This is a genomic window from Paracoccus albicereus (genome assembly GCF_024359525.1).
GTDB classification, from domain to species: Bacteria; Pseudomonadota; Alphaproteobacteria; order Rhodobacterales; family Rhodobacteraceae; genus Paracoccus; species Paracoccus albicereus.
This window is the reverse complement of sequence record NZ_JAKZEU010000002.1, coordinates 206,592-233,393: the sequence shown is the minus strand read 5'-3', so window position 1 is coordinate 233,393 and position 26,802 is coordinate 206,592. Positions and strand designations below refer to the sequence as shown.

The window sequence follows — 26,802 nt, the reverse complement described above, 5'->3', positions numbered from 1 at the left end:
ATCCCACGGGGCCCGGGGGTGTGAAACCCCCGGTCCGACGCCCGTCATAGCGAGCAGGACACGCAGCCCTGCACCTCGGTCCCTTCCAGCGCGGTCTGCCGCAGCCGGATGTAGTAGATCGTCTTGATCCCCGACTTCCACGCCTTGATCTGGGCGCGGTTGATGTCGCGAGTGGTGGCCTCGGCCGGGAAGAACAGCGTCAGCGACAGGCCCTGGTCCACATGCTCGGTCGCGGCGGCATAGACCTCGATGATCGCGTCCGGCCCGATCTCGTAGGCGTCGCGATAATACTCCAGGTTGTCGTTCGACATGAAGGGCGCCGGGTAATAGACACGGCCGATCTTGCCCTCCTTGCGGATCTCGATCTTCGAGACGATCGGATGGATCGAACTGGTCGAGTTGTTAATGTAGCTGATCGACCCGGTCGGCGGCACCGCCTGCAGGTTGCGGTTGTAAAGCCCGTCTTTCCCTACCGCGTCTTTCAGCGCCGCCCAATCATCGCGGGTCGGCAGGTCGATCCCCTCGAACAGACGCGCGACCTCGGCCCGCTCGGGCAGCCAGTCGCGGTCCAGATACTTGTCGAAGAAGGTCCCGTCGGCATAGCGCGACCGCTCGAACCCGTCGAAGGTCGAGCCGCGCTCGCGCGCCAGTGCGTTCGACGCGCGGATCGCGTGATAGGCCACAGCCGCGAAATAGACCGAGGTGAACTCGACCGCCTCGGGGCTGTCGTAGTGCACCCGCTCGCGTGCGAGGAAGCCGTGCAGGTTCATCTGCCCCAGACCCACCGCATGGGCCAGGTCGTTGCCGCGCCGGATCGAGGGCACCGCGTCGATCGCCGACATTTCGCTGACGGCGGTCAGGGCACGGATCGCGGTCTCGACCGATGTGCCGAAATCCGGCCCGTCCATGACCTGCGCGATGTTCAGCGAGCCGAGGTTGCACGAGATGTCCGTGCCCATCCGCGCGTAGCTGAGGTCATCGTTGAACGCCGACGGCTCGGCCACCTGCAGGATTTCCGAGCAGAGGTTCGACATGGTGATGCGCCCCGCGATCGGGTTGGCGCGGTTCACCGTGTCCTCGAACATGATGTAGGGATAGCCGCTCTCGAACTGGATCTCGGCCAGGGTCTGGAAGAAGGCGCGCGCGTTGATCTTGCGCTTGCGGATGCGCTTGTCCTCGACCATCTCGGCGTATTTCTCCGAGACCGAGATCTCGGAAAAGGCCACGCCATAGACCTTCTCGACGTCATGCGGCGAGAAGAGGTACATGTCCTCGTTGCGCTTCGCGAGTTCGAAGGTGATGTCGGGGATCACCACGCCCAGGGATAGCGTCTTGATGCGGATCTTCTCGTCCGCGTTCTCGCGCTTGGTGTCCAGAAAGCGCAGGATGTCGGGATGGTGCGCGTTCAGATAGACCGCGCCCGCGCCCTGCCGCGCGCCCAGCTGGTTGGCGTAGCTGAAGCTGTCCTCCAGCAGTTTCATCACCGGGATGACGCCCGAGGACTGGTTCTCGATCCCCTTGATGGGGGCGCCGGCTTCGCGGATGTTGGTCAGCATCAGGGCCACGCCCCCACCCCGCTTGGAAAGCTGCAGCGAGGAGTTGATGGCGCGTCCGATGGACTCCATGTTGTCCTCGATCCGCAGCAGGAAGCAGCTGATCAACTCGCCGCGCGACTTCTTGCCGGCGTTGAGAAAGGTCGGCGTGGCCGGCTGGAAGCGACCCGACAGCATTTCTTCCATGAACCGCGTCGCCAGCGCCTGATCGCCCCGCGCCAGGGCCAGCGCGACCATGACCACGCGATCCTCGTATCGCTCCAGATAGCGCTGCCCGTCGCGGGTCTTCAGCGTGTAGCTGGTGTAATACTTGAACGCGCCGAGAAAGGTCGGAAACCGGAACTTGCGCTTGAAGGCGGCGGCCCAGATCGCGTACAGGAACTCGCGTGGGTACTGGGCCAGCACCTCGCCCTCGTAATAGCCCTCGTCCACGAGGTAATCGAGCTTCTCGTCGAGGCTGTGGAAGAACACCGTGTTCTGGTTGACGTGCTGAAGGAAATACTGCCGCGCGGCCATGCGGTCGGCGTCGAACCGAATACGGCCTTCCCCGTCGTAGAGGTTTAGCATCGCGTTCAGCGCGTGGTAATCGAGGTCGGGCTTCACGGCGTCCAGCATGGCGCTCTCCAGAATTGATGCAGCCCGTCGCGGATGCGGGCGATGTCGGTGTCGGTCCCGGCCAGCTCGAAGCGGGCCAAGATAGGTACGGCGCATTTCTGCGCGATGATGCGGGCAGCCAGCGCGTAGGTGGCGCCGAAGTTGCGGTTTCCAGCGCCGATCACGCCCCGGATCAGCGCCCGTCGCGACGGATCGTTCAAAAACCGTATGACCTGTTTGGGAACCGCGCCGCGGCCTGCGCCATCGGAATAGGTTGGGCAGATCAGCACATAAGGCGCGTCCGGCTGTGGAACGACCTGGCTCTCGCGGATCGGGATACGCTGGCCCTGCAGACCAAGCGCTGCGACGAACCTTGCTGTATTTCCCGATCCTGACGAGAAATAGACCAGCCCCGACATGGGATCAGGCCAGCCGGCCGATCATGTCTGGCCGGAAGCCCGCCCAATGCGCATCTCCCGCGATAACGACCGGAGCCTGGCGGTAGCCAAGCGCGGTCACACGCGCCATCGCATCGTCATCGAGCGTCAGGTCGATCACGGCGTAGTCAAGGCCCCGGGCATCCAGCGCGCGGGTGGTGGCGGTGCACTGAACGCAGGCGGGTTTGGAATAGACGGTGATGGTCATGGATCGTGCCTTCGCTGTTGGGGACGCGCGGGCACGGGATGGCGAAGGGACATCACGCCCCGACGACCACGCCGCCGGGCCCGCCGCCCGGTGTCGTTCCTGTCGCCATGGCAGGTCTCCTGGCTTGCGGCGTGGCACGGTCGCTGGCCTTCCCGGATCGCTCCAGTGGCGTCGTCAGCGCACGCTAGCCGCTTACAGTTGCGGGGGCAGCACCGGCATGACCCTTAGCGGGCGGCACCGGTTTCCCTTTTCATCCAAGACGCGAGTCGTGGACACCATAGCCCCTGTATCTAGACAGGGAGGCATTGCAGGTGTCAACATGTAGGTGGAGGATTTTCGAGAGAACACTCAGACTTCGCTTCGGCGGCATGCCTTGATCCCGCTCGAGCCGGCATGATGCAGCGCCGTGCTGGCGCCGGAACGTGAAGACGCGGCACGCTGTGTGCCGCGTCTGTCAGTAAGGTCCCCTGCCCTGCGCTCCGCGATCAGGGAGATTCGTGCCTCAGAACGGGCTGTCGGGGAAGTAATACTGTTCGGCGTTCTCGGGCGTGATCAGCTGGCTGCCGATGATGTAGCGACCTGCCATCGGGGCGCTGGACACGAAGTTTAGCGCCGCCATCTCGATCGCGGCCGAGATCTGCGCGGGCGGATAGGTCACGTTCACCGGCAGTTGCGGATCGCCGTCCATGATCCGCTGGACGATTTCCTTCATGCCGGCGCCGCCGATCACCCACATCTCGTCCTCGCGACCGGCCTGTGCAATGGCTTCCAGAACGCCGGTGGCCATGTCGTCGTCGGCTGCCCAGACGGCGTCGATTTCCGGATACTTGGCGAGGTAGTCCTGCATCACGTTGAAGGCGTCGTCGCGGTTCCAGTTGCCGTGCTGCATGTCCAGCACTTCGATCCCCGACCCTTCGATCGCCGCCTGGAAGGCTTCGACCCGCTCATTGTCGAGCGTCGTCGGTATTCCGCGCAGGACGACGATCTTCTGTCCGGATTCCAGATTGTCGGCGAAGTACTGACCGGCAACGCGACCGAAAGCGGCGTTGTCACCCGCGACGTACAGATCCTCGATCCCCTCTTCGGACAGGCCGCGATCAACGACGACGACGAACTTGCCCGCATCCTTCACCGATTTCACTGGCGCGGTCAGCGGCTCCGACTCGAAGGGCAGGACCACCAGCGCGTCGATGTTGCGGGTCGCCATCATGTCTTCGATATCGCTGACCATCTTGGCGGAATCCCCCGCCGTCGCCAGCACGAAGGACAGGTTCGGATAGGTCTCGCCCAACCGATCGATGGTGTTCTGCGCGTGCCAGTTCAGCCCGCCCATGAAGCCGTGGGTGGCCGAGGGAATGGCGACGCCGATCGTCTTGGCCTCGCCCTCGGTCTGCGCGAGCGCCGCGCCGGTGCCCGCGACGGGCAGCACGGCAGCGGCCAGTGGCAGGCTCAGAATCTGTCTGCGTTTCATGGAAGTTCCTCCCTTGGTTTAACGGTTGTCCGTGGCACGCTTTTCGCGTTGCAAGACCACGGCCAGCACGATGATGACGCCTTGGATCGCCCCGTTCAGATAAGGGCTGACCAGATCCGCCAGATTGAGAATGTTGTCGATCATCGACAGGATCAGCACGCCGACGACGGTTCCCCAGACGCGCCCCGTGCCGCCCTTCAGCATCGTCCCGCCGATAATGACGGCGGCGATCGCCTCAAGCTCCCACAGCACTCCGGTCGAGCCAGAAGCCGAGCCAAGGCGCGGGACGTAGAGGATCGTCGCAAGCCCCACGAGGCCGCCCAGCAGCACGTAGCTCGCCAGCCGGACGCCTTCGACATCGACCGCCGAATAACGCGCCACGCGGTCGTTCGAACCGATCGCCTCGACATGGCGTCCGAAGCGGGTGTGACGCATCATCCACTCACCGAGGATCGCGACGATGGCGAAGGTGATGATCGGCCAGGTGATCCAACCGATCCCCGAGAAATAAACCGGACGGTAGAGCGTGCGAAGCCCGGAATCGAGGCTCAGGGTGCCGCCATCCGACAGCCAAGTCACGAGCGAGCGGTAGATGCCCATCGTGCCCAGAGTCACGATGAACGGCTCGATCCGCGCGCGCGTGATCAGCGCACCGTTGAACAGCCCGGCCGCCAGACCGCCGGCCATGGCGACCATCATGCCGATGATGATCGTGCCCCAGTTCACGCCGGTGATCGGGACCAGCGCATTCATCGCCATGATGGTGATGCCCGCGATGAAAGCCGCCATCGATCCGACCGACAGGTCGAGCCCGCCCTGGGTGATGACGAAGGTCATGCCGACTGCGATCAGGCCGATGAAGGCCGACCGCGCCAGCACGTTCGACAGGTTCGCAGGCGCCAGAAATGCCGGGTTCAGCAGCGCGCCGATGATGATCAGCGCGATCAGGGCGATCAGCGGTCCCAGCAGGTGAAAGTCGATGCGCCTCATGCAGGCTCCCTGTTCTTGTGTTCGGCGTCGTGATGGTCGGCGCCGACACCCATGGCGAGACGCACGATCCCTTCCTCTGTGATCACGTCGCCCTCGACCTCGCCCGCGATCCGACCTTGCCGCATCACCAGCACACGGTCGGCAAGGCCGATCACCTCGGGCAGTTCGGACGAGATGACGATGATCCCGTGACCCTCGGCGGCGAGCCTGCGGATGAAGGCGTAGATCTGGCGCTTGGTGCCGACGTCGATCCCGCGCGTCGGCTCGTCGATCAGCACGATCTGTGGTTCGGTCAGCATGGTCTTGGCCAGCAGAAGCTTCTGCTGATTGCCGCCGGACAGCGCGCCCGCCGGCATATCGGGCGAAGCGGCGCGGATGTCGAATTCGCGCGTCGCATCATCCATCGCGCGCGCTTCCGCCGCACGGTCGATGCGGAAGCCGAACCGATCCAGCGCGGCCAGCGTCAGGTTTTCGGTCAGCGGCTTGGTCAGCAGCAAACCCGCTTCCTTGCGGTCTTCGGTCAGATAGGCGATCCCCGCCCTGCCCGCCGCACGGACATCGGCCAGCGGCACGGCCTCGCCCGAGACAGTCATCCGTCCGGTCGAGCCGGGCCGCAGCCCGGCGATCGCTTCGGCCAATTCTGTCCGGCCGGCCCCGACCAAGCCCGCGATCCCCAGAACCTCGCCCCGGTGCAGTGTCAGCGATGCGTCATCGACGGCGCCGGGAACCGACAGGTCCTGAACCTCAAGAAGCACATTGCCGGTCAGAGTATCCTTCGGCGGGAAAAAATCCGTCAGTTCCCGTCCGACCATCGCAGTGGCCATCTGATCCTCGGTCATCTCGCCACGGGTTGCGCGGGACACCACCGATCCATCGCGCAAGACCGTGATGCGATCGGCCAGCCGCGCGACCTCGTCCAGACGATGCGAGCAGAACATCAACGCGACGCCTTCGGCCCGCAGACGGTCAACCTGCGCATAGAGCGCGTCAACTTCACGATGGGTCAGCGCGGCAGAGGGTTCGTCCATGATCAGCACGCGTGCATTGCGTGACAGCGCCTTCGCGATCTCGACCATCTGCCGGTCCGGAACCGACAGGTCGCGGATACGAGCGCGTGGATCAATCCGGGTGTCGAGTTCTTCCAGCAAGTCGCCTGCGGCGCGTCGCATCGCGGCATGATCCAGACGCCAGCCGCGGGTCATTTCACGGCCGAGGAAGATGTTGTCGGCGACCGTCAGATCAGGGGCAAGATTGAATTCCTGATGGATTACGACGACGCCGCGCGCCTCTGCCTCTGGCCCGCTTGAGAACGCAGCGGGCGAGCCATCCAGCAACACCTGACCTTCAGTTGGTGCCAGATAGCCGCCAAGGATCTTCATGATGGTCGACTTGCCGGCGCCATTCTCACCGATCAGCGCGTGAACTTCGCCCGCGCGCAGGCCAAGATCGATGCCATGCAGCACCTCGACCGGGCCGAAGCACCGGGTCACGCCCGACAATTCAAGAACAGTCTCCATCCTCTCCCGCGAGCGGCCTCCCCGGCGCATGAACGCATGGACTGTAATCGTTTTCAAGAATGATTTCGCGGGGCGATCCGGCTGGCGCGCAGGATCATTGATTCGCGATCGATCACCTGCAAGACTGGCATCAGTTTGCGGGGCCGCGCGCGTGTACGAGTCGCATTTCGGTCTGGGCACCCGGCCTTTCGCGCTCCAGCCGGACCCGGCGTTCATCTATTGGAGCGATCAGCATCGTCTCGCGGCAGAATTTCTGGCGCGCGGTGCGGCGACGTCACGGGGTGACGTAGTTGTCCTGTCCGGCGCCGTCGGCGCGGGCAAGACCACCCTGATCATGGAATTCCTGCGCGATCCGCCCCCTGCGACAGAAATCGTGCTTGTCCGCAACATGCCGCCCCATGTCACCGATGCGCTTCCCTGGATCACCGCCGCCGCCGGGTTGCTCGGCGGTAGCGATCCCGAACCTGCAGACGGCCTGCTGGACTGGGTGTACCGGACCGTCACGGCGGGCCGCAGGATCACAATCATCATCGACGAGGCGCAGAACCTTCAATCGGAGGCGTTGTCCAGCATCCTGCCGATCCTCGGGCGCGATGCATCAAAAGCCGCCGACGTGCTGCTTGTACTGGTCGGACAACCGGAACTGCCCGTTCTGCTGCGACGCCCTGAGAACGCGGCGCTCGCGCGTCGCGTCGCGGATTCGATCCGTCTCGACCGGATGCGTTCTCGCGACACGCACGCCTACATCCGACACCGGCTGAAACTGGCGGGCGCCTCGACCGAAATCTTTACCGATGACGCGAAGGAAATGATCCACCGCAGCGCCGACGGAGTTCCGCGCATGGTCAACCTGATCGCAGAGCAACTTCTTGTCGGTGCTTATGCCGATGACCTTCATGCGATTGATCTGGCAGCCGCCGCCGAGATCCTCGGCGAAAGCCAGGTGCCTGCACTGTCGGAAATTCCCGTTGCGGCGATCCATCGCGATCTGAGCCTTAACCCCGAGGTCACAGCGCCGGCCGAGGGTTCGGGTCCCACCGATGCTGGATCGGTGGATGCTTTGGACATAGCAGCCGATGAACCTGCGAGGCAGGACACAGCCGGTGATGCCCAGCTGATTGAAACTTCTCCCTGGCCTGTCCCGGTTCCGGAGCGAGCGAGCGTCGATGCCTACCCTGTCGAGGACAATCGATCAGACGCGGGTGGCTTCGCCGACGCACCGGCACCGTTCACGTCGGCTCCGAAGGCCGAAAACGCCGTCAGTCGCGAAGGCGGTCGAGCCGCACCGTACCCGACCCCGCGATCTGCAAGAACAGCGGGGCAAGGCTCTATTGCCGGTCTGACCCTGCTGGCGGCGTGTTTGGCAGGTGTGTTCATGGTTGTTCGTTCGCACAACGGGGGCGAATCCACGATGGTGGCCACTTCGCCCGCTGCGCCAACTGACACATTGCAGAAGCCGACGCCTGAACCCGTCCCGTCACACAGGCCGGCGGCGCAACCGTCCCCTGATGACGCAGCACGTTCTGAAGCATCGCGTATGGCCGCGACCAGCCCGGTCGATCTGCGCGCGGCCTTGGATCTCGCAGACAGTTCGCCTGCCGCGGCAGCGATTGTGCTGGCAAGGGCTGCGGTCTCGGGATCGGATCGCGCGGCCTATTATCTCGGTCAATTGCACGAAACCGGTGATGGCGTGGCATTGGACCCGGCGCTTGCAGCTGCGTGGTATCGGCGGGCGGCGCGCAGCATTCCCGAAGCACAGTCTCATCTCGCCTCGGACGACGGCGCTGGATTCGCCATCCCGATCGTCGCGCCCCAATCCCAGCTTGCTGTCCTCGCGCCAGACGCCAGCCTCGACCTCGTCTGGGACGGATCGGGGGCGGCCCGCGAATACAGGGTCGAAATCGCGGATCAGGCGCAGGATGTCTTGCAGGCCAGTCAGGTCGCCATCCCCGCCGCCAAAGTGGATCTGCCAGCGGGATCCGCGCTATGGCGGGTGATTTCCATCGGTGCCAGCGGTGACGAGGTCAGCGGTCATTGGCAGACGATCCCAGAGAGCTGACTGCCGTGCCTACGACGTCAGCGCGACACCCAGATCTCGATCAACCCGGACACCGTGTCGTAATGGGCAAAGGAATAAACGCTCGCCTGCGCGCCGGCATCGGCCATCCGTGACTGGACTTGGCTGGCGAGAGCGGCATCTCGCGAATCGAAAAAGCGGATCTGACGGTCGGCGGGTGTCTGGCGCACCGCTTTCAGCTCGACCTGTCCATACCCCGCGCTGCGCAGGGAGTTACTGACCTCCTGCGCCACTGCCTGCCCGGTCGCCCCGGCGTAATGGATGACAACGCGTGCAGTCGCCGGCGTCGCGCCCGACCCATCCACAGCAACATCGTCTTGGGGTTCCTCGGCATCTTCTGTTCCGGCCGCTGCAACGTCGTTCGGACGGGAGGCAGGGATTGCCGACGTCGTCACGGACGATTGGTCAGGCTCCGGTGACGGGGGGACCGGGTCGGCCTGCGTAGCTTCACGTCCGGCAGCCTCGCGCTCTGCTTCGGCGGCGACCAGTTTGCGACGCAGATCTTCTGTCGCTTCGGCTGAGGCGACACGCTCGGAAGACAGAGCCATCTCACTTTCGGTCCGCGCTTGCTCTGCTGCATCGAGCCGCTGTCGCGCCGAAGCCAGCTCGCTGCGAAGCCTTTCAAGCGTCGCTTCCGCGTTGTTGGCCTGTTCGAGGGCGGCATCGCGCTCGGTTTCAATAGCAGCGATCTGGTTGCGCGCTTGCTCTGCGGCGGCCTGTTGCGTTTCAAGATCATCGACCGTCAATTCCAGCGCTACCATCCGCTGGTTCGCGGCATCGCGTTCAGCCTCGGCGTCCTTGGCTCGCGTTTCGGCGGCGGACGCGCGTTCTGTCGCTTCGGTTACATCCGCTTCCAGACCTGCAATCCGCTCCTGCACCGTCTCGCGGTCCGCTTCATAGTCTTCAGCACGGGCCTCGGCTGCAGAGGCTCTGTCCTGCGCGGCGGCGACGTCGGCTTCCAAGCCTGTCATGCGTTCTCGCACTTCCTCAGCTTCAGCCTCAACCTCTGTGGCACGGCTCTCGGCCCTTGCCGCCCTTTCCTGCGCAGCACTTGCATCAGCTTCGAGGATCGACGCGCGTTCCTGCGCCGCCTCTCTGGCCGCGAGCGCTGCGTCCCGGGCTTCGATTGTCTCTGCCAAAGCGCCTGAATCGTCGCTCGCTGTCTTTGCCGCTTCCTCGAGTTCCAAAACCCGAGCCAGTGCGGGGTCTCTTTCGGACGCGACTGAAACCATACGAGCCGACTCGCGGTCGTTGACCTCGTCGCGCTCCGTGGCTGCAATCTCGGCTGCTGCTTTGGCGGTATCGCGTTCGACGATCAGTGCCGAGACCCGTTGTCTGGCTGCGAGCAGGTCTGACTGCAGACGATCGGCGTCCTTGGCAGCCGCCTCCAACGCCGCAATCTTCGTCAGCGCGGCGTCACGCTCCGCGATCGCATTCGCGAGCTCGGCTTCGACCTCAGCGGCCTGATCTATCGCAGCTTCACGCTCCGCCAATTTGCCTTGGGCGTCCGCGACCTGCTGCTTCAGTTTCTGCGACTCAGCGACGACGCGATCACGATCTGCTTCGGCCTTGGACAACTTCTGCTCGGCTGCGCTAGCTGCGCCCTTGGCAGCGTCGACCTGTTGCCGCAGATCGGCCGCCTGCTGAACCGCCTGATCACGCTCGAACGCGGCGGAGTTTGCGCGAGCCTCGGCTTCGCCAGCACGCGCCTCTGCAGCTTGCGGTGCTGTGGTCTGATCGTCCTGTTTCTGGGCTTCAGCGTCACGCAAGGCGTCACGCTGCTTCTCCAGAGTGTCGATTTCCGCCTGAAGATCCGCAATGACGCGGCGCAGTGACCGCGCGCGGTCGATGCCGGCCTCAATCTCGGACGCCTCGATCGCAAGGGAAGGGTCATTCACATCGACACCCTGCGCAAAGACAAAACCGTTTTGCATCAGCGACAGCGCTGCGATCTGAACCCACACGATGGACGGCTTTAAACTCGACATGGTTCATCATGCTGCCTTGACCGGCAACCTGTCGAGAAATCGCGAAATCACTCGCCGATGGGTTGAAGCGATCGGCAATTCTCCGCCGATCGGCTTTGCTTAGGTCAGATACGGTACGCCGAAAACATACGCGGCGAGCGCAAGAAGCAACGTTACGACGACATGGATGACATCGCTGCGGATCGAGATTTCCGGAAGGGCGCGTTTCACACTTCGCAAAAGGATCGGCGTACCGGCCAAAGGGATCAAGGCGATGACGAGCAACGTCGCCTCGAGACCCAACCAGCGATAGGTCAATGGCACCGTGATCGGCATCAAGATCGCACCAACGACAATAGATGCGGCGAGGCCTCGGCTATGGCCGGTTGCCAAAAGAACAGAGTTTAGGATCGCTTGACGCCTCGTCAAAATTCTAAACCCTAGAAAGCCTATCATCGCAGAAGCGGCTGCATATTCCGGCTCATAGAGGAGTTGAATGATAACCGGACCAAGAATAAGCAGCCCCAGAAACCCAGCGACGGTGAACCCGTCAGTGAGAAGCCGAACTTTTGCCAAGACACCCCTCAACCCCGCGCGGTTGCTGCGAAGGGTTTCTGACAAGACGGGCATTCCGATCCGATCTGTGACCTGAGAGATGAAGATGTCTCCCGTTTGAACCCAGATCAAGGCAATTACATAGAAACCGAAGGTAGTTTTGTCGAGCAGCGCACCCACAAGCAACTTATCGCCTTGGTTGACGATAAAACCAGCGATCGAGGAGCCGATCAGCCATCGGCCGAAGGTCCACAGTTCTCCGGTAATTTCTTTATCCCAATGCCAGCGCATGGGAACGTCGCGATACGTAAGGTGAGTGAGGATCATTCCGACAAATGAGCCGAATACGAGTCCGAACAGAAGGACCCAAACTGTAGGGTGGAATTGCGCCAGGATGATCATCACGGTTAACGTGATGAACTGGCTCCCGATTTCAATAAGGGTTACTTTACCAATCTGCAGCTGTCGCGCTGCAAGAAACATCGCTGTCGACTGCATGCCACGAAACAGAACTACCAGAGTCGAAACGGCCATGAGTGCAGGAAGATGCGGATCGCTGTAGACGCTATCCGGCGCGCTCAAACGTGGTCCGAACAGAAAAACTCCAAACGTTGCGATCAGCACTATTCCTGCCACCACGAAAGAACGGACGATCTGAACGCTCCAAGCTGTCCGGAGAAAGTCTAGGTCTGCCCCACGCTCCGACCGAACGACGCTCTGGCGGACGCCAATATCGGATGTCATTTCCGCCAGCACATGGATCGTGATGACGACAGCGATCAAGCCGAATGCCTCGGGCAGCAGAAGCCTCGTCATGATCAAGTTGCTGACGAGGCTCAGCGCGCGTGAGATCCCCAAACCGCCGAAAGACCAAAGTGCGGTCTCAATGCTTCGTGCACGCAGCGAGCCCGGCTCGCCGAGATAACGTCGGAGGATCGGTCTTTGTCTCATTTGTGGATAGTTCTCGCCGAGCCTCAGATCTCGCCGAGAGCTTTAGACCGGATTAGCCTGTTTTGTCGAGAAATCACGCGACGCCCTAACCTTTCACCGCATCTTCGATCACGTAGATACGGGCCGACGCGGGCGGCATTCCGCATACCTCGCCTCCGGTATCGGGACCGATCGAGAGGATGCCGTCACTGATTACATTAGGATCGATCTGACGGTCCTGCAAATCAGGTGCAGTGCCGTCGTAACCGTTGTCAGTCGGCGATCCGACGGTACGTATCATCCGGATAGTGCTGGCGTCATCGAAGGGAAGCGCGATCTCGACGGGCGCGCAGCCATCATCACTGACATCCGGATAGCCAGCCACCTTCCGCGAGATCGCGACGACAGTCGTTCGCTTGTCTTCGCGCAGCGCGTAGACCGCGATCTGAGGGGCGTCGCTCACTGGCTCACGCCGGGCCAAGCCAGGCAGATCGCGCGTTTCGACGGTATCCGTCGTGACCTCCAGCATCTCGCCCGCGATCGGCCCACCCAAAAGCGTGGTTAGCTGCCAGGAAGGGTAAGCTCCGCCACCCTTGTACCAGCGTGCATGAGAGCGCCAGTACTCCCCCTCACCGAAGGTAAAGAAGTTCTGCATGCTGAAGCCTTCGCGACGCTGGGCCAAAAAGCTGTCCAGTGTTGCCACGCCGGCCGCGGTCGACTTCATGACACGCTCCTGCTCGGTCTGCTGCTCTGGGGTGACGGTTTCACCGTTCAGGCCGTTCAGAGCATAACCAGGCCCGGCTTCGTACGTCCCGAAGTCCAGCGGATAGCCGCGTACATCGCCGATGTCCCGGGCTCCGGCGGCAAAGCGCGTGGCCGTCGGAATTTGAACCTGACTCACCTGGTTCAAGACTGCCGCGAGGCTGGCCTTGGACAGCGAAGGCGGGCCCTCGCCTTCGTCCCATCCACCGTTATAGGTCGCAATGGTCACGAGATCGGAAGCATCTGGTGCAACCGCCGCCGCCTGTTCGCCGTAATCGTTGACCGACCAGCCACCGATCACGAACGACACCTTGTCCTCCAGAGCGGAGGCCCCCCACCAGGGACTGCTGCGCAGAATGCCTACCACACGGTTCTGAAACAGACCGTAAACCTGCCCCGAGCCGACATCGCGGCCCGTCGCCTGATCCTTCATTGCGGGAAAGACCCAAGGCGCAAACAGCCCGTTCCAGGTCTCGTTTCCGATCTCGAAGTAAATTTTGTCGAACGCGTTGGTCCAGGGCGCCGCTCGGCCTTGGGCCACGCGCATCGCCGCCCAAGGCAATTCTGCCGCGTCGTCCTTGGTCGGATCGAAGGGTGCCGCAAGATACTCGATCAAACCGAGCCATTCGGCATCTGTCAGATGCGGCTCAACCTGCAGCCAAGGGGAGATCCCCGTCCGCTCTATCATCCGCAGCGTTTCTGGCAGTCCCGGGGAGGCATTGCCGAACCCGCCTGTCCCAAGTAAGTTTGCCAGGTCGTAAGTCTGCGTGCCAGTCTTGATGATTGCATGCGTCCGCAGCGCCGACAGGGTAACGCCGGCCAATCGGTCATAGTCTTCTGGTGGATAGTCGAGGAAGTCGGTATCGGCCCGATGGATGCGAAAGTCGTCCACGTCGATCGTCCCCGGTCCCTGAACGACCAGCTTGATTTCACCGGGCTCTTCACCCTCGAGCAATCGCGGCACCCGAAAGGTCGATACTGCCTCGGTCCAGTCGGTCCCATAATCGAGGATGATCGGTCTGATCTCGCGCGAGAGCGGACCGGTGACATCGACCCACGCCTGGCCCGGAACAATTCCGCGCAAACGTACCGAGACGGTATAGTCGGTGTCAGGGTGAAGGACCTCGTACCAGTCCTGATCTATTCCGGAATAGACGTAGGTTCCGATACGAATCTCGGCCCGGCGGTCGAACTCGACCTGCAGATAACTGCGCCCACCCCAACCCCGCGACGGGTCTTCAGGATGTCTGAGGATCGACCAATGAACGCCCTCCTGTTCGTTGGGCCAAGTTGACAATAACGGGTTACGGCCCCTCGCACCCTCGACAGCATTCCAGATCCGGTCCGAGATGAAGCTTTCCCGATCGAAGGTGTCGATAGTTTTTCGAACTATCAACAGGTCGCCTGCACGGATCGGATCGCCGACGCCTTCTGTCTGGATGCGAAACCCTTCCATTTGCGCCGGATCGACGTAACTCATGAAAAGCTGATAGCCTGTCGCACCCGGGCTCGCCGTCCAGGACAGTTCGACCCGCCCCGTCCCGTCGACGACCGCGTTCAGAGCCTCTGGCGGCGAGAGAGCCGGGTGAGATGTCGTGGTCGACGGGTCGGGCGCGCCGCCTTGACCAAGTCCCTCATTGAGATCACTCGCCTCCGCAGGACGTTCGAGACGCGCGGGAATATCGATGCGAGCTGGCGGCGAGAGTGAAGACGTTCGACCGTCAGCGTCAAACGCGCGCACCGCATACCAGCGCGGAACGCCCGGACGCTCATAATCTGCAATCTGCACTCTTGCACTGGTTCTCTCTGCGGGCGCGAATCGATCGCCGGGCAACGCCGGAATCCAGCCCGACAGATCGTAGCCGCCTTCGGCTATGCGACCCTCTCGAACCTGATGCAACTTGCCATCGCTCAGCCGCATGACGCTGATCTCTGCCCCGTCCAGCGCCCCGTCCCGCAGCGTGTCCCAGTAAGATATTTGTTGAAACGGCATGCGCGCTTCCCCTGGTGCATCCAGCGGCGCGTCCTCTGACACGATGAACCAGTTACGATAGACAGAGGGTTCGAAATTTCCGCCTGGCGTCAGGCGACCTCCCTCGCCGAACGCACCGATCGTCGCCGAAATGGGCGGCGCTGCTGGCGCAACGACGCGATCAGTCACCGTGAAGCGCGAAGTCGTTTCTGCGAAGGCAGCGGAGACTCCCGCTAGGAAAACCAGCACGCCGATCCAGCAGAACGTCACATTGTCTCGACCGACACCGAACCCAAAGACCATTGACCGAAAACTCATTCGGGACCTCTTGCATCGCAGATCGCGCGGCGACCCTATCATGAGCCGCAAGCCTTTGGCGCCCCGTCTCAGCCAAGAAGACGCGAATGTGACTGAACAGGCAGTATCCGGAAGAAAGCTGACGCGACAAATCGAGCGTTAGAGGCTAGAGAGAGGGTCGAAGCTGGATTCCGCGATGCCCGTAACACCCAACATCCTCGCCTATGTCGCCCTTCTCGGCTGGCCGATCGTGGCGATTGTGCTGTTTCGCCGTCTGCCGCTGCCAGTCGCACTGGTGTGGAGCATTCTGGCGCCCTACCTGATCCTTCCCGAGGGGCTCAGCGTCGATTTTCCGGTTCTGCCGGGATTTGACAAGCACAGCATTCCGTCATTGTGTGCACTCGTACTGGTCTTGGCGGCAGGACGTCGTGGGATAAAAGGCCGCGGCGACCGGCGGTTGGCCGAGGCACAGAATGAAAGCGGCCACCCCGATGGGAAGCGCCAGGTTCGTCGTGGGCGTTCGAGACCCTCAGTCTTTTTCACGTTCCTCACAGCGCTTGCCATTGCTGCACCGATCCCGACGAACCTGCTGAACGGCGATTTTCTTCTGATTGGCGGCCGGTTTATTCAAGGAACCGGCTTCAAGGACATGTACGGGGTCGTGATCCTGACGGCGCTGAGCGTGGTGCCTTTCCTTCTCGCCCGCCGCCATCTTGGGCGAGCAGAAGATCAGGTCATGCTGATGAAGGCACTCGTCGCCGCCTGCCTCGTCTACTCGCTTCTGATGCTGTTTGAGGTCAGGATGAGCCCGCAATTGCACCGGATTCTCTATGGCTATCATGCTCATTCATTCGCTCAACATGTTCGCGGCGGACATTATCGGCCTATGGTCTTTCTGGAGCACGGACTGAGAGTCGGAATCTTTGTCGCCATGGCGGCTCTATCCTGCGCGACGATGTGGCGTATTGCGCAGAAGGCTCGGGCAAAAGGTCATGGCACCCGCTCGGCAGGGACCGAACGCGGAGCCGACACCGTGCAATCGAGACCGTCGCGGGTCCGCAGGCACGAGACGCAAACCTCCGAGCGTCCGCCATCATATTGGGCGCTTCGCCTCACGTGGCTAACAGCCGTCCTCGTTCTCAGCCGCAATCTCGGCGCAACCATGATCCTCGTTCTGCTGCTTCCAGCGGTTCTGCTGCTGGGGGTCCGGCTGCAGATCATGATCGCCGCCGTCTTCGCAGCCTTGATCCTCATCTATCCGATGGCCCGGGGCTCGGGAATCGTCCCGACCGACCGGATCCTGAGTTTCGCCGCGTCGATCGACGAGGATCGGGGTCGCTCGCTTGAATTCCGCTTGATGAACGAGGACATGCTGCTGGCACGTGCCAACGAGAAGCCGCTTTTCGGCTGGTCGGGGTGGGGACGAAGCCGCGTTTATGATCCGGAGACTGGTGACGACATCAGCACAACGGACGGCTCATGGGTCATTCTCATCGGCACAAGCGGGTGGGTCGGCTATCTTGCGACCTTCGGATTGCTGACAGCACCTGTCCTGATGATGTTTCGGCGGAGAAAGGTTGCAGATCAGGCGGCAGCGGGCCTGACACTCATTCTGACTGCAAACCTTCTGGATCTGGTTCCGAACTCAAGTCTCACGCCCATCACGTGGCTGATCGCGGGTTCGCTGGCCGGAAGGGTCGAGCAAATGGCGAACAAGCCGACGGAGACTGGCCGACGGCGCAACACGCAACCTTCCGTTTCCCGGTCTCAAGCGCCAGAAACGCCGCCAAGCCCTGCATTCGCAAGAAACTCAGCCCGCAGGGTGTGACGACGCTTCTGCCTGTTCTGGCCGCAGCGTCCTCGGCAATTGACCTGCGATGCTGCCACTGAAAAGCGTGCCTAGCCACTTAGCCTCGGTGGCTTGATGGAAATCGCGCGCGACCTTGGCGCGACCCGCCTGCCCCAGTCGCGCTCGCATTTCAGTGTCGGCCAGAAGCGCCGACAGCGCCTCGACCAAGGCATCCAGGTCGCCGGGTGGAACGAGAATGCCCGAGACGCCATCCTCGACCAGTTCCGGAATACCCGCGATACGCGTCGTAACGACCGGAAGCCCCGTTGCCATCGCTTCCATCAAAACGACCGGCACACCCTCGGCAAAGCTCGGCAGGGCCAACATCGCTGCAGCGGACAAGCGAGCGGCGACCTGATCCTGATCTAGATAGCCGGTAAATTCGACCGCGCCTTGCAAACCTGCTGCGCGCGCCTGCGCTTCAAGTGCCGGCCGCTCCGGTCCATCGCCAATCATGACCAGGCGTGCATCGGGATGATCCGCGCGTAATCTTTCCAACGCGGCAATCATCAGCGGAGCACCCTTCACCCCGGCCATCCGACCGATGAACACGATCTCCAGAGGGTTAGCCCCTTCGACGCTCACCTTGCGATACCGCTCTGGCTCGATCCCGCAATGAACGATCCGCATCCGGTCCCAGTGAGATGGATCCGAAAACAGCATCCCCTGCGAGCGGGCGAAGTGACTGATAAAGACAGAGAACGCGGCGCGGGCGATTTTCTCGTCAAGGCGCCAGCGATGCGGCTCGTAGAGTTCTGTGGGGCCGTGAAGCGTAAAGCTGAATGGCACACCGCTCATGTGCGATGCGAGCATCGCAACAGAACAGCTTGAGTCGACAAAATGATTATGCAGATGCGATGCACCTTGCCGACGAAGCTCTGCCGCCAATACTCCTGCTTCCAGAAAGTAGAAAAGCTGCCACAGCGCGGCCTTCAACCCAGGCGATCGCGTGCGCCAAGCCAGGGCCAGCGCGCCAAACCATCGCCGCGGCGAGTACCGCAGTCCGTCAAGATGCGCGCGGATCAGTCGCAATGGCTTCTTGGCGTTGGCAAGTACGTAGAATGTGTCCGCGCGCGCCTGACGTTCGGCCGCGCCCTTGATCTCGGCTTCGGCAGGGGTCCGGATCGAGCAAGTCCGGATATCCATTCCGAGCGCGCGCAAGGCCGTAACCTCACGCAGAATGAAGGTATGAGAGACCTTGGGATAATCACCGGTCAGATAGACGATGACCGGACTTCCAGATTGGTCGGAATTGTTCATCGTCCTCGGCTCCATGTCGCATCTTGCTGTCGAAGCCGGGTGGCTGATCCAATCCCGACATAGATGGCAAGACCCACCGGATCGCTCAGCGCAAGCCGGGACAGCAAGCCCGCGCCGACGCGGCTCTTGCCCTCATTCGCCATCAAGTGAGGATAAAGAGACTCAATCTGCGCAACACCCGCATCCTGTCTCCGGCGGACTCGGATCAGACGCCGGCCGCCCTCGACCATCGGCCAGTGGTAGCGCGCGGGCACCTCGATCCGCTCTGACGGCGCGAAATTCAGCCGCACGAACGTATCGTCGGAAATGATGTCGGGAAAAGCAGCCCACCGCGCGCGCCCGGCGGCATTGACGGCGAAGAGCCCCGCGCCCACAGCACCACCGGTCACGAAGGGAAGACGGGTCCAGATCGCAGCATAGCGACGTGTGACGAAGCTGGCAGGCGGTCGAACGACCAGCGTACCGGTCGCATAGCACGGCTCGTCGGTCGAAAGGGCAGCGGCCAACTGTCCGATCAGCGCAGGATCGCAAAGAACATCCGCATCCAGATAGACGCGCGGTGCGGACGGATCAGCAGCTTCCTCCGACCGGTTGAGCGCATTGACCTTGCCACCCTCGGCGATATCCAAGACCTGCAGCAACCAACCGCGGCTTGCAAAATCGGCTTGGAAGACCTTGGCCCGGGCCGCTGTCCGATCACTGCAACCATTGGCGGCTACGATGACGTGGACGGGGCTCAGGTCGGTATCCTGCTCCAGCAGTGCGCGCAGGCAGTCACCGATATAGGCTTCCTCGTTGCTCGCGGGTATGATGACGGTGAGGATCGAGGTTCCTGCGGGCGATGGATGCGCCATGTGAGTTCCTTGAACGGTTCGGACGGCGCGCCAACGCGCGATGGCCGCTGTTGTATAGGAAAATTCGGTTCGGTGTCGCAAGCGGCCACACGCCTTGCGGTTGTCTTGCCGACACTTGGCTGTAGAATTGCGGCGCAGCACAGACAGCTTTGGCCCCATGCATCCTTCGACCGATCTCGTGACCCATGCCGACCGTGACCGGCTTCTTTCGGATGTCGAGGCGCATCTGCGCGAGGGGCGCGGCTTCACGCTTGCGACGCTGAATCTGGACCATCTGGTGAAGCTGCGTCGGGATCCGGCCTTTCACGATGCCTATCGGGCGCACAGCCATGTGGTCGCTGACGGCAATCCGGTGGTCTGGCTGTCGCGGCTGGCCGGACGGCGTGTCGAACTGGTTCCAGGCTCTGAATTGATCCAGCCGCTGGCCGCGCTGGCAGCGCAGACCGGCAGCCGGGTCGCGTTGCTGGGTTCGACCGAACCTGTACTGACACGGGCTGCAAACGCGCTGGCGAAGGCGCATCCGGGCCTGCAGGTGGTTTTATGCCACGCCCCGCCTTTCGGCTTCGATCCGACCGGCGCATCGGCCGAGGACGCGATCGCGGCGCTTCGCGCGGCAAATGTCGATCTGTGCTTTCTGGCGCTCGGCGCGCCCAAACAGGAAATCTTTGCGACCCACGCGGCCCCCGCCTTGCCCGGTTGCGGCTTCGTCTCGATCGGTGCGGGTCTGGACTTCATTGCAGGTGGACAGCGACGGGCGCCGAAATGGGTTCAGGCCGTCGCGATGGAGTGGTTCTGGCGGATGGCCGGCAACCCCCGTCGGCTTGCCCGCCGCTACGCCGCATGCTTCGCGATTCTGCCATCGCTCGGGCTTCAGGCGATCCGGTCACGTTCGCGCCAACCTGTCCAAAAAGACGGGTAAACCGCGCGTCATTATCATCGTTTTGTCTTTGCGCGGGCTGTCTTTTTTGACCGCGTCGCAGTATTGTCCGGCGATCACGAGTTTCAACCGGAACGATTCCATGACCTTCACTTCCGACACGCGCGGCGCCGGGTTGCTTGGCGATTGGCTTCGTCCCGGCCTGTTCTGGCTGGCGCTTGCGGTGGTCGCATCGGGCCTGTTCTTCTGGAACGGGATCGAGGCGCTTCTTGTCGCGTGGCAGTTGCCTGAATACAGCCACGGCCCGCTGATCCCGGTCCTGTCGCTGTTGCTGTTTCTGCGTCAGCTGAAAGAGGTGCCGGTCAATGACGGGCCGGTGCAGGACCGCTGGCCGGGCATCGCCGTCCTGCTGGTCGCATTGGCCTTCGGTGCACTCGGAAATCTGTCGGGGATCGACGATGTCGTTGCCTATTCGCTGATCCTTTGGGTCGGGGCGATCCTGCTGATCTCGTTCGGGTGGAACACGGGCAAGCACTTCTGGCCGCCTGTCCTGCATCTCGTCTACATGCTGCCGCTCCCGGGCGTGCTCTATTTCAAGATGTCGACCTGGCTTCAGGGTGTCTCGTCGGAACTCGGCGTCTTCTTCCTCCGTCTGATCGATGTTCCGGTCTTCCTCGAAGGCAACATCATCGACCTCGGCATCTACAAGCTTCATGTGGCCGAAGCGTGTTCGGGCCTGCGCTACCTCTTCCCGATCCTGTCCTTCAGCTACATCTTCGCGGTCCTCTACCGCGGGCCGATGTGGCACAAGGCGATCCTGTTGCTCGCCGCTGCCCCGATCACGGTGCTGATGAATTCGGTGCGGATCGCCTTCGCGGGCTGGATCGCGAACTACCTCGGTTTGGAATACCTGGAAGGGTTCAGCCACTTCTTTGAGGGCTGGGTGATCTTCATCATCTGCGTCCTACTGCTGTTCCTGCTGGCATGGATCCTGCTGAAGACACGGCGCGAGCAGATCAGCCTGCCCGACGCGCTGGACCTCGATGCATCGGGCCTCGGCACACAGGCCGCGCGGCTGCGCCTCGTTCGGGCGTCGCCCGCGATGATCACCGCAGCGCTGCTGATGGTGCTGGCGGCGACCGTCTATACGCTGCGTCCTGAGCCTGTCTCAACCATGCCCGAACGCAGCGCGTTGACCCTGTTCCCGACCCGGCTGGACGAATGGCGTTCGGACGGACCCAAATTCCTCGATCCCGAAATCGCGAAAGCTCTGGCGGCCGACGATTACATCTCGGCCGATTTTGTCAGTCCGCAGTATAACGCGCCGGTCGAGTTCTTTTCTGCCTTCTACCGTGACCAGACGCAGGGCGGTGTGCATTCCCCTGAAATCTGTCTGCCAAGCGCAGGTTGGGAAATCGCGCGGCTGGAACGTGTCGATATCGCGCCCGAGGTCGGTTTCAACCAGCCCTTCATGCTGAACCGTGCGGTCATCCAGAAGGGCGAACAGCGCATGCTGGCCTATTACTGGTTCGAACAGCACGGCCGCCGCACCGCCTGGGACTTCGCCGCGAAGCTGTGGCTGCTGTGGGACGGGCTGACGATCGGCCGCACGGACGGCGCGCTGGTGCGCATCATCACCCCGATCGAGCGTGGCGAAAGCGACGCGGACGCCGAAGCGCGGCTGCAGGACCTGTTCCTCAATTCGGTCGAGGTGCTCCCGCGCTTCGTTCCAGGAGCCTAGAGCTACGGCAAAGGCGCGCCAATTAGGCGCGCCTTGGCTGTTAACTCGTTTTCACCGTCCATGTGTCGATACCGCCGCAGTGCCGAACCGTCGTTCACCCTGACAGTGACCCACTGAAAGGATTGCGGGATTGGGTTCCAAGCTCATAGCCTAGAACTTGTCGTTCGACTTCCCGCTGTCGATGCGAAAGGCGACCAAGGTCCGTCCGACGCGATCAATTCCCGTAATAGTATTCCGCGTCGCGATCCTTGAAGCGGCACTTGTTCAGCACCACGCCAAGGACCGGCGTCTGCGCGGACAATTCACGTTCGCATTCGTCCAGCTCATCCATGCTGGTCTGACCGGCCGCGGCCACGATCAGCACACAATCAACCTTGCCGGCGAAGCTCAGCACGTCATCGCTGACCCGGAAAGGTGGCATGTCAAATAGCATGATCGAGGGCTGGTAAAGCGCCGCGATCTGGTCGATCGCACTGGCTGCCGTCGCCGATTGCAGCAATTCCGCTGAGTCGTCGACATGCTGACTGATCCCGATGGCGAGGTTGTCGCGCGCCCGCAGCAGGTGCTCGCCCGGCGCAGCCTCTCCCGCGATCACGCGAGACAGATCGCGCCCTGCCCCGGCACCGAGGATCCGGGCCATCGAAGGACGGCGCATATCCATTTCCAGAACCATCACCCGCGAGCCTTCCTGTCGGGCAAGCCCGAAACCGAGGTTCAGCGTGATCGTGCTTTTGCCGCAACCGGGTCCGGGCGAGGTAACTGCAAGCCGGGTCCAGCCGTTCTGCTGCATCCGTTGCAAAACACGGGTCCGCAGCCGGTCGAATTCCATTGCCTCGGCATTCCGGCCCATCGTTGACACGATGCGGTTGTCGATCAGCAGTTGCTCACTGACCTGGATCTCGCGCAAGGCCGCCCAGGCCTGATCGGCGTCGCTGGGATGTGCGGTGGCGTCGGCCTGTTGCGTGACGCCTTCCTGCGCCGTCACCCCTGCGATCGCGGATGGCGACGCAGGACGCGGCAGATCGCCACGCGCTTCGCGCGCCGCCCTTGCCTTCGCGATCGCGGCCTGAAGACGTTCCATGGGCTATCCTCTCATCGCTGCCATATCGACCGGCAGCATCGCGATCCGGCCAAGTTCCAGCCTGTCGATGACCTTTTCCCAGATCAGGTCGAGCGGCAGGTAGAATTCGTTGATCGCCCACAACGAGATCGGAATGCCCACCACGGCAATCAGCGCTGCGCCGACGATCAAGGCGCGGCGGCGCCTGATCTCGGACCTTGTGCGAATATAGGGCAGCGTCGCCAGCGGCGCGATGTCGAGCCGACTGACGATCTCGACCGGACGCCGGATCGTGTTGTTCAGCAATTCCAGCAGCACGATCAGACCCAGTCCGGCCAGAATCCCGCCGCCCGCGCCCGCGACCATCAGCTTCGGACGATTGGGGCTGCTGGGTTCGCGCGGTGGCACGGCCTGTTCGATGATCGAGATTCGCTCACCCTTGGCCAGCGACTCGATCAGATCGCCCGTCTCGGCGCGGCCGCGGCTTTGAACGGCAGTGTCGTACTGGCGCTGTACGCTTTCGAAATCACGCTGCAGCGTCTCCAGTGCGATCGCGTTCGACGGCGTCGCATCGATCGTCGTGCGCAATTCGGTCTGCTGCTTTCCGATGCGCTCGACGTCGTCAACGATATCGGCCAGCTGGGCATCGATCTCGGCCATCTGAATTTCATAGGGCGTAGTCGGTGTCGCGTCGCCTTCTGCGATCGCCTGATCCTCTTGCGTCGCCACGATCTCTTCCAGCGCATCGATCCGATCACGCATGACGCGCAGTCGCGGGTTGTCGATGTCGAGACCACCGCCGGATGAGGCATAGCGCTCTTTCAGACGCAGAAGCTCGCGTCCCTCGGCGGTCGCGGGCTCTTCATCCTCGCCCAGCGTGCCGGTCGCCTCGTACATCGCTTGGAACGACCTCTTGCGGTCCTGCAAGGTCTGCTGCTCGCGCTTCAGCTGCAAAAGACGCTCTTCGCCAAGGGCATATTGTTCGCGACGAAATTCCAGACTGTCGGGAAGCGCAGCCTTGTTCTCTTCCTGGAACTGGACGATGCGCGCCCGCCGTGCGGACAATTCCTTGTCCAGCCGTTCGACCTCTTGCTGGAAGAAGTCGAGGGTCTGACCGGTGGCCCCGGTACGCATGCGGACGTTCTCGTCCAGAATCAGCGTCACCACCTCGTTGGCGACAGCCGAGGCCAGTTGCGGCGATGCCGCCGAAAATCCGATCTCGACGATCGTGGCCTGCCGGTCATCGCGACGCTGGCTGATGTTCGGGATGGTCATCGTGATCCGCTCGCGCAGGTCGCGCACGATCATGTCGGGGCGCAGCGCCTGTCCGGGCTGGGAAGGATCGCGCGGATAGATGTTCAGCCGGTTCGCCATCTCCAGCAGGTTCTCGCGCGAAAGAATGCGCTGCTGGATGATCTGCAAGCGCTCCAACGCCTGGGTATCGACGGTCGAGGACGCCAGCTCGTCGGGGATCTGTTCGGATTCGACGACCAGTCGTGCCGTTGCGTTGTATTTCGGCGGCAGGATCATCGCCAGCGTGATGCCGACCGCCGTGCCGAGCGCGGCCAGCAGAAGGAAATAGTGGATGCGCCGCATGAACAGCGACAGGTAGAAGCGAAGATCCTGGATCAATGTGTGGTACTCGTGCGCTTGTCGGGGTTCACGACCCGAAGAGGTTCGGCGCTCAGCCCGCCGCCGAAGAACACGCCGTCACCCAGCACGTCCTGAACGGTCGCGGCGGTGACAAGGCTGTCCTCGCTGGTGAAGGCGTAGACCAGCGACAGATCGCAGAGCTGGTTGACGAGGCGCGGCACGCCGCCTGTCGCCTCGTAGATCGCGCGGCAGGCACCGGGGCTGAACAGATCCTCGGTTCCACCGGCCAGCGCGACCCTGTGGCCGATATATTTCGCGACGACCTCTTCGGTCATCGCGGACAGGTGGAAGCCCGATGCGACACGCTGGGCGAACTGGGTCATGTCGGGCCGGCGCACGATTTCGCGCAGCTCTGGCTGACCGACGAGGATCAGCTGCAGAAGCTCATCCTTCCCCGAGTTGATGTTCGTGTACATGCGCAGCTCTTCCAGCGCGGCCCGGCCGAGGTTCTGGGCTTCGTCGAAGATCAGCACGACCCGCCGCCCTGCGGCGTATTCCTCCAGCAGGAAAGCCTCGAACTGGCTGAAGAGATCGATATAGGACTGGTCAGCCTCGGACGGCTGATCCAGCGCATGCAGCACCCAACGCAGCAACTCGTTCGGGTTGCCGTGCGCGTTCGAGATCAGACCGACGCGGACCTCTTCCCTGATCGAGCGCAGAAGATGTTGCAGCAACGTCGTCTTGCCCGCCCCGACCTCGCCCGTCAAAAGCGTGATCGGCGCACGAGTCATGATGCCGTATTCAAGGATCGCATAGGCGCGCTTGTGGGCCGGCCCCCAATACAGGAAGGCCGGGTCCGGGACGAGGTTGAACGGACGCTCGCGCAGACCGAAATGCTCGGTATAGATGTCGATGTCGCTACTCATCATGTCCAGCCATGCGCCGGGGGGAAAGAACTCGTGACGCTGAGATCGGGGCTTATCGCACCGATATCAAGAAATACGGAATATGACCTTTTAGCTAATAACGCCAAGCACAACACCGGACAAGAAAGAACAACTTTTGGTCAGCGCGACGCCATCGGGGATTGCGCGTCTGCAACGATCGCCGGCGCCACCTGCATCGCGGTGATGCAACTGCAGGATGGCTGGCGCCCTGCTCGATTCGCCTGATTTTCGGTCAAAAGCGTCCTATGGATAGGCCATCGCCTTCGTGACCCCACGTCGCTTCAATGCGGCGCAGATGACGACCCACGAAATTCCGTTCGAAGACGCTTCAAAATTTAACCATTTGTACAGGTTTGCCCCTGAAGGGTGAATTTTGATGTGACGCCGCGGGCGTGACGAGTTATGTATAAAACACTGTACGAGTTTTACCGAGTTTGACGACCATGTCCGTGATGTCTGTCACCAAGTTCCGCGTGGACGGTGCGCTGCCCGTTTCGTCCTTCCTCCGCCCCTCCCACTCCTTTGACCGCATCATCGAACGATCCCGCGACGCCGCACGGCATCGCGATGCGACGGTGCGTGCAGGTTACCCGTCGCGGTCGGTGGCTGCGGCGGTGGCGATCGCGGCGACCCCGGGACAGTTCGGACCTCACGACGACACGAGTGGCGCGGGCCTCTACCGCTCGGGCGCCAAACGTGCGCTCGACCTCGTTCTGCTCGTCCTCGCCTCGCCCTTCGTGGTACCGGTGATCCTGATCCTGGCGCTGATGGTCGTGGTGATGGACGGTGGCAAGCCGTTCTACACGCAGGAGCGTGTTGGCCAGAACGGACGCATCTACCGCATCTGGAAGCTTCGCAGCATGGTGCGCGACGCCGATGCGCGCCTGGCGGACTATCTCGACGCCAATCCCGACATGCGCGACCAGTGGGAAACCAAGCAGAAGCTGATCGACGATCCGCGCATCACGCGCCTTGGCCGCTTCCTGCGCAAATCCTCGATGGACGAACTGCCGCAGCTTCTGAACGTGCTGCGTGGCGACATGAGCCTGGTCGGCCCTCGTCCGATGATGCCGTCGCAGCAAAGCATGTATCAGGGCAGCGCCTATTACGCCCTGCGCCCCGGCATCACCGGCCTGTGGCAGGTCTCTGACCGCAACGAAAGCAGCTTCGCCGACCGGGCCCGCTTCGACAACATCTACAATCGCAGCCTGTCGCTGCGGACCGACGCGACGATCCTGCTGGCGACCGTCCGCGTCGTTCTGAACGGCACGGGCCACTGATCACCCAGTCC

The 26,802-nt window shown here is 62.4% G+C and carries 21 protein-coding genes and 1 riboswitch; of the genes, 7 read left to right on the top strand and 14 right to left on the bottom strand.

What is annotated here, in order from left to right; all coding sequences use genetic code 11:
• Window positions 1-44 precede the first annotated feature (44 nt).
• The 6 genes from nrdE to MLD63_RS04655 all read right to left on the bottom strand — a co-directional run bounded on the left by nrdE (window position 45) and on the right by MLD63_RS04655 (window position 6,770).
• Window positions 45-2,168 (bottom strand): class 1b ribonucleoside-diphosphate reductase subunit alpha, encoded by a 2,124-nt coding sequence (gene nrdE / locus MLD63_RS04680; RefSeq protein WP_255328736.1) that lies wholly within the window; start codon window positions 2,166-2,168, stop codon window positions 45-47.
• Entirely contained in the window at window positions 2,153-2,566 is a 414-nt protein-coding gene (gene nrdI, locus MLD63_RS04675; protein WP_255328735.1) for a class Ib ribonucleoside-diphosphate reductase assembly flavoprotein NrdI, read from the bottom strand. Before nrdI ends, nrdE begins: the two co-directional genes overlap by 16 nt.
• Before the next feature lie 4 nt (window positions 2,567-2,570).
• Window positions 2,571-2,792, bottom strand: a complete 222-nt coding sequence (gene nrdH, locus MLD63_RS04670; protein ID WP_255328734.1) for a glutaredoxin-like protein NrdH — start codon at window positions 2,790-2,792, stop codon at window positions 2,571-2,573.
• A gap of 92 nt (window positions 2,793-2,884) precedes the next feature.
• Window positions 2,885-3,087, bottom strand: a riboswitch (cobalamin riboswitch).
• A gap of 207 nt (window positions 3,088-3,294) precedes the next feature.
• Entirely contained in the window at window positions 3,295-4,263 is a 969-nt protein-coding gene (locus tag MLD63_RS04665) for an ABC transporter substrate-binding protein (protein ID WP_255328733.1), read from the bottom strand.
• Window positions 4,264-4,281: 18 nt separating this feature from the next.
• Entirely contained in the window at window positions 4,282-5,253 is a 972-nt protein-coding gene (locus MLD63_RS04660; RefSeq protein WP_255328732.1) for an ABC transporter permease, read from the bottom strand.
• Entirely contained in the window at window positions 5,250-6,770 is a 1,521-nt protein-coding gene (locus tag MLD63_RS04655) for a sugar ABC transporter ATP-binding protein (RefSeq protein WP_255328731.1), read from the bottom strand. Before MLD63_RS04655 ends, MLD63_RS04660 begins: the two co-directional genes overlap by 4 nt.
• 151 nt (window positions 6,771-6,921) lie before the next feature.
• Here MLD63_RS04655 and MLD63_RS04650 point away from each other — a divergent pair, with 151 nt between their 5' ends.
• A complete protein-coding gene (locus tag MLD63_RS04650; RefSeq protein WP_255328730.1) occupies window positions 6,922-8,829 on the top strand; it encodes an AAA family ATPase in 1,908 nt (635 codons plus the stop codon).
• A 17-nt stretch (window positions 8,830-8,846) separates the two neighbouring features.
• Here MLD63_RS04650 and MLD63_RS04645 read toward each other — a convergent pair whose 3' ends face one another.
• A complete protein-coding gene (locus MLD63_RS04645; RefSeq protein ID WP_255328729.1) occupies window positions 8,847-10,781 on the bottom strand; it encodes a coiled-coil domain-containing protein in 1,935 nt (644 codons plus the stop codon).
• A gap of 31 nt (window positions 10,782-10,812) precedes the next feature.
• Between MLD63_RS04645 and MLD63_RS04640 the strand changes: the two genes are divergently transcribed.
• Window positions 10,813-10,938: a hypothetical protein gene (locus MLD63_RS04640; RefSeq protein ID WP_255328728.1), complete on the top strand. Its 126-nt coding sequence runs from the start codon at window positions 10,813-10,815 to the stop codon at window positions 10,936-10,938.
• On the opposite strand, the gene MLD63_RS04635 is transcribed toward MLD63_RS04640, so the two are convergent.
• Both MLD63_RS04635 and MLD63_RS04630 read right to left on the bottom strand, forming a co-directional pair.
• A complete protein-coding gene (locus tag MLD63_RS04635) occupies window positions 10,935-12,320 on the bottom strand; it encodes an oligosaccharide flippase family protein (RefSeq protein ID WP_255328727.1) in 1,386 nt (461 codons plus the stop codon). The two genes, MLD63_RS04640 and MLD63_RS04635, sit on opposite strands and share 4 nt — an antisense overlap.
• 85 nt (window positions 12,321-12,405) lie before the next feature.
• Window positions 12,406-15,351, bottom strand: a complete 2,946-nt coding sequence (locus MLD63_RS04630) for a hypothetical protein (RefSeq protein ID WP_255328726.1) — start codon at window positions 15,349-15,351, stop codon at window positions 12,406-12,408.
• Window positions 15,352-15,580: 229 nt separating this feature from the next.
• On the opposite strand from MLD63_RS04630, the gene MLD63_RS04625 reads away from it, so the two are divergent.
• On the top strand, window positions 15,581-17,158 hold the full coding sequence (locus MLD63_RS04625; RefSeq protein ID WP_255328725.1) for a hypothetical protein: 1,578 nt from the start codon (window positions 15,581-15,583) through the stop codon (window positions 17,156-17,158).
• On the opposite strand, the gene MLD63_RS04620 is transcribed toward MLD63_RS04625, so the two are convergent.
• A complete protein-coding gene (locus tag MLD63_RS04620) occupies window positions 17,141-18,439 on the bottom strand; it encodes a glycosyltransferase (protein ID WP_439957624.1) in 1,299 nt (432 codons plus the stop codon). The genes MLD63_RS04625 and MLD63_RS04620 overlap by 18 nt on opposite strands.
• Window positions 18,436-19,293, bottom strand: a complete 858-nt coding sequence (locus MLD63_RS04615) for a glycosyltransferase family 2 protein (RefSeq protein ID WP_255328723.1) — start codon at window positions 19,291-19,293, stop codon at window positions 18,436-18,438. Before MLD63_RS04615 ends, MLD63_RS04620 begins: the two co-directional genes overlap by 4 nt.
• 157 nt (window positions 19,294-19,450) lie before the next feature.
• On the opposite strand from MLD63_RS04615, the gene MLD63_RS04610 reads away from it, so the two are divergent.
• Together MLD63_RS04610 and xrtD are read left to right on the top strand one after the other, a co-directional pair.
• Window positions 19,451-20,212 carry a WecB/TagA/CpsF family glycosyltransferase gene (locus MLD63_RS04610; RefSeq protein ID WP_255328722.1) on the top strand — a complete coding sequence of 254 codons (762 nt, stop codon included), beginning with the start codon at window positions 19,451-19,453 and terminating at the stop codon, window positions 20,210-20,212.
• A gap of 100 nt (window positions 20,213-20,312) precedes the next feature.
• A complete protein-coding gene (xrtD, locus tag MLD63_RS04605; protein ID WP_255328721.1) occupies window positions 20,313-21,911 on the top strand; it encodes a VPLPA-CTERM-specific exosortase XrtD in 1,599 nt (532 codons plus the stop codon).
• 214 nt (window positions 21,912-22,125) lie between these two features.
• On the opposite strand, the gene MLD63_RS04600 is transcribed toward xrtD, so the two are convergent.
• The 3 genes from MLD63_RS04600 to MLD63_RS04590 are packed head-to-tail and all read right to left on the bottom strand — an operon-like array spanning window position 22,126 to window position 25,490.
• The gene (locus tag MLD63_RS04600) at window positions 22,126-22,992 is read right to left on the bottom strand and encodes a CpsD/CapB family tyrosine-protein kinase (protein ID WP_255328720.1); all 867 of its coding nucleotides are present in this window, start codon (window positions 22,990-22,992) and stop codon (window positions 22,126-22,128) included.
• A gap of 3 nt (window positions 22,993-22,995) precedes the next feature.
• Complete coding sequence (locus MLD63_RS04595; protein ID WP_255328718.1) at window positions 22,996-24,603, bottom strand: GumC family protein; 1,608 nt, start codon at window positions 24,601-24,603, stop codon at window positions 22,996-22,998.
• A complete protein-coding gene (locus MLD63_RS04590) occupies window positions 24,600-25,490 on the bottom strand; it encodes an ExeA family protein (RefSeq protein ID WP_255328717.1) in 891 nt (296 codons plus the stop codon). Before MLD63_RS04590 ends, MLD63_RS04595 begins: the two co-directional genes overlap by 4 nt.
• 33 nt (window positions 25,491-25,523) lie before the next feature.
• On the opposite strand from MLD63_RS04590, the gene MLD63_RS04585 reads away from it, so the two are divergent.
• Both MLD63_RS04585 and MLD63_RS04580 read left to right on the top strand, forming a co-directional pair.
• On the top strand, window positions 25,524-25,736 hold the full coding sequence (locus MLD63_RS04585; RefSeq protein WP_255328716.1) for a hypothetical protein: 213 nt from the start codon (window positions 25,524-25,526) through the stop codon (window positions 25,734-25,736).
• A gap of 218 nt (window positions 25,737-25,954) precedes the next feature.
• Window positions 25,955-26,791, top strand: coding sequence for a sugar transferase (locus tag MLD63_RS04580; protein ID WP_304363989.1), 837 nt, complete (start codon window positions 25,955-25,957; stop codon window positions 26,789-26,791).
• Window positions 26,792-26,802 lie beyond the last annotated feature (11 nt).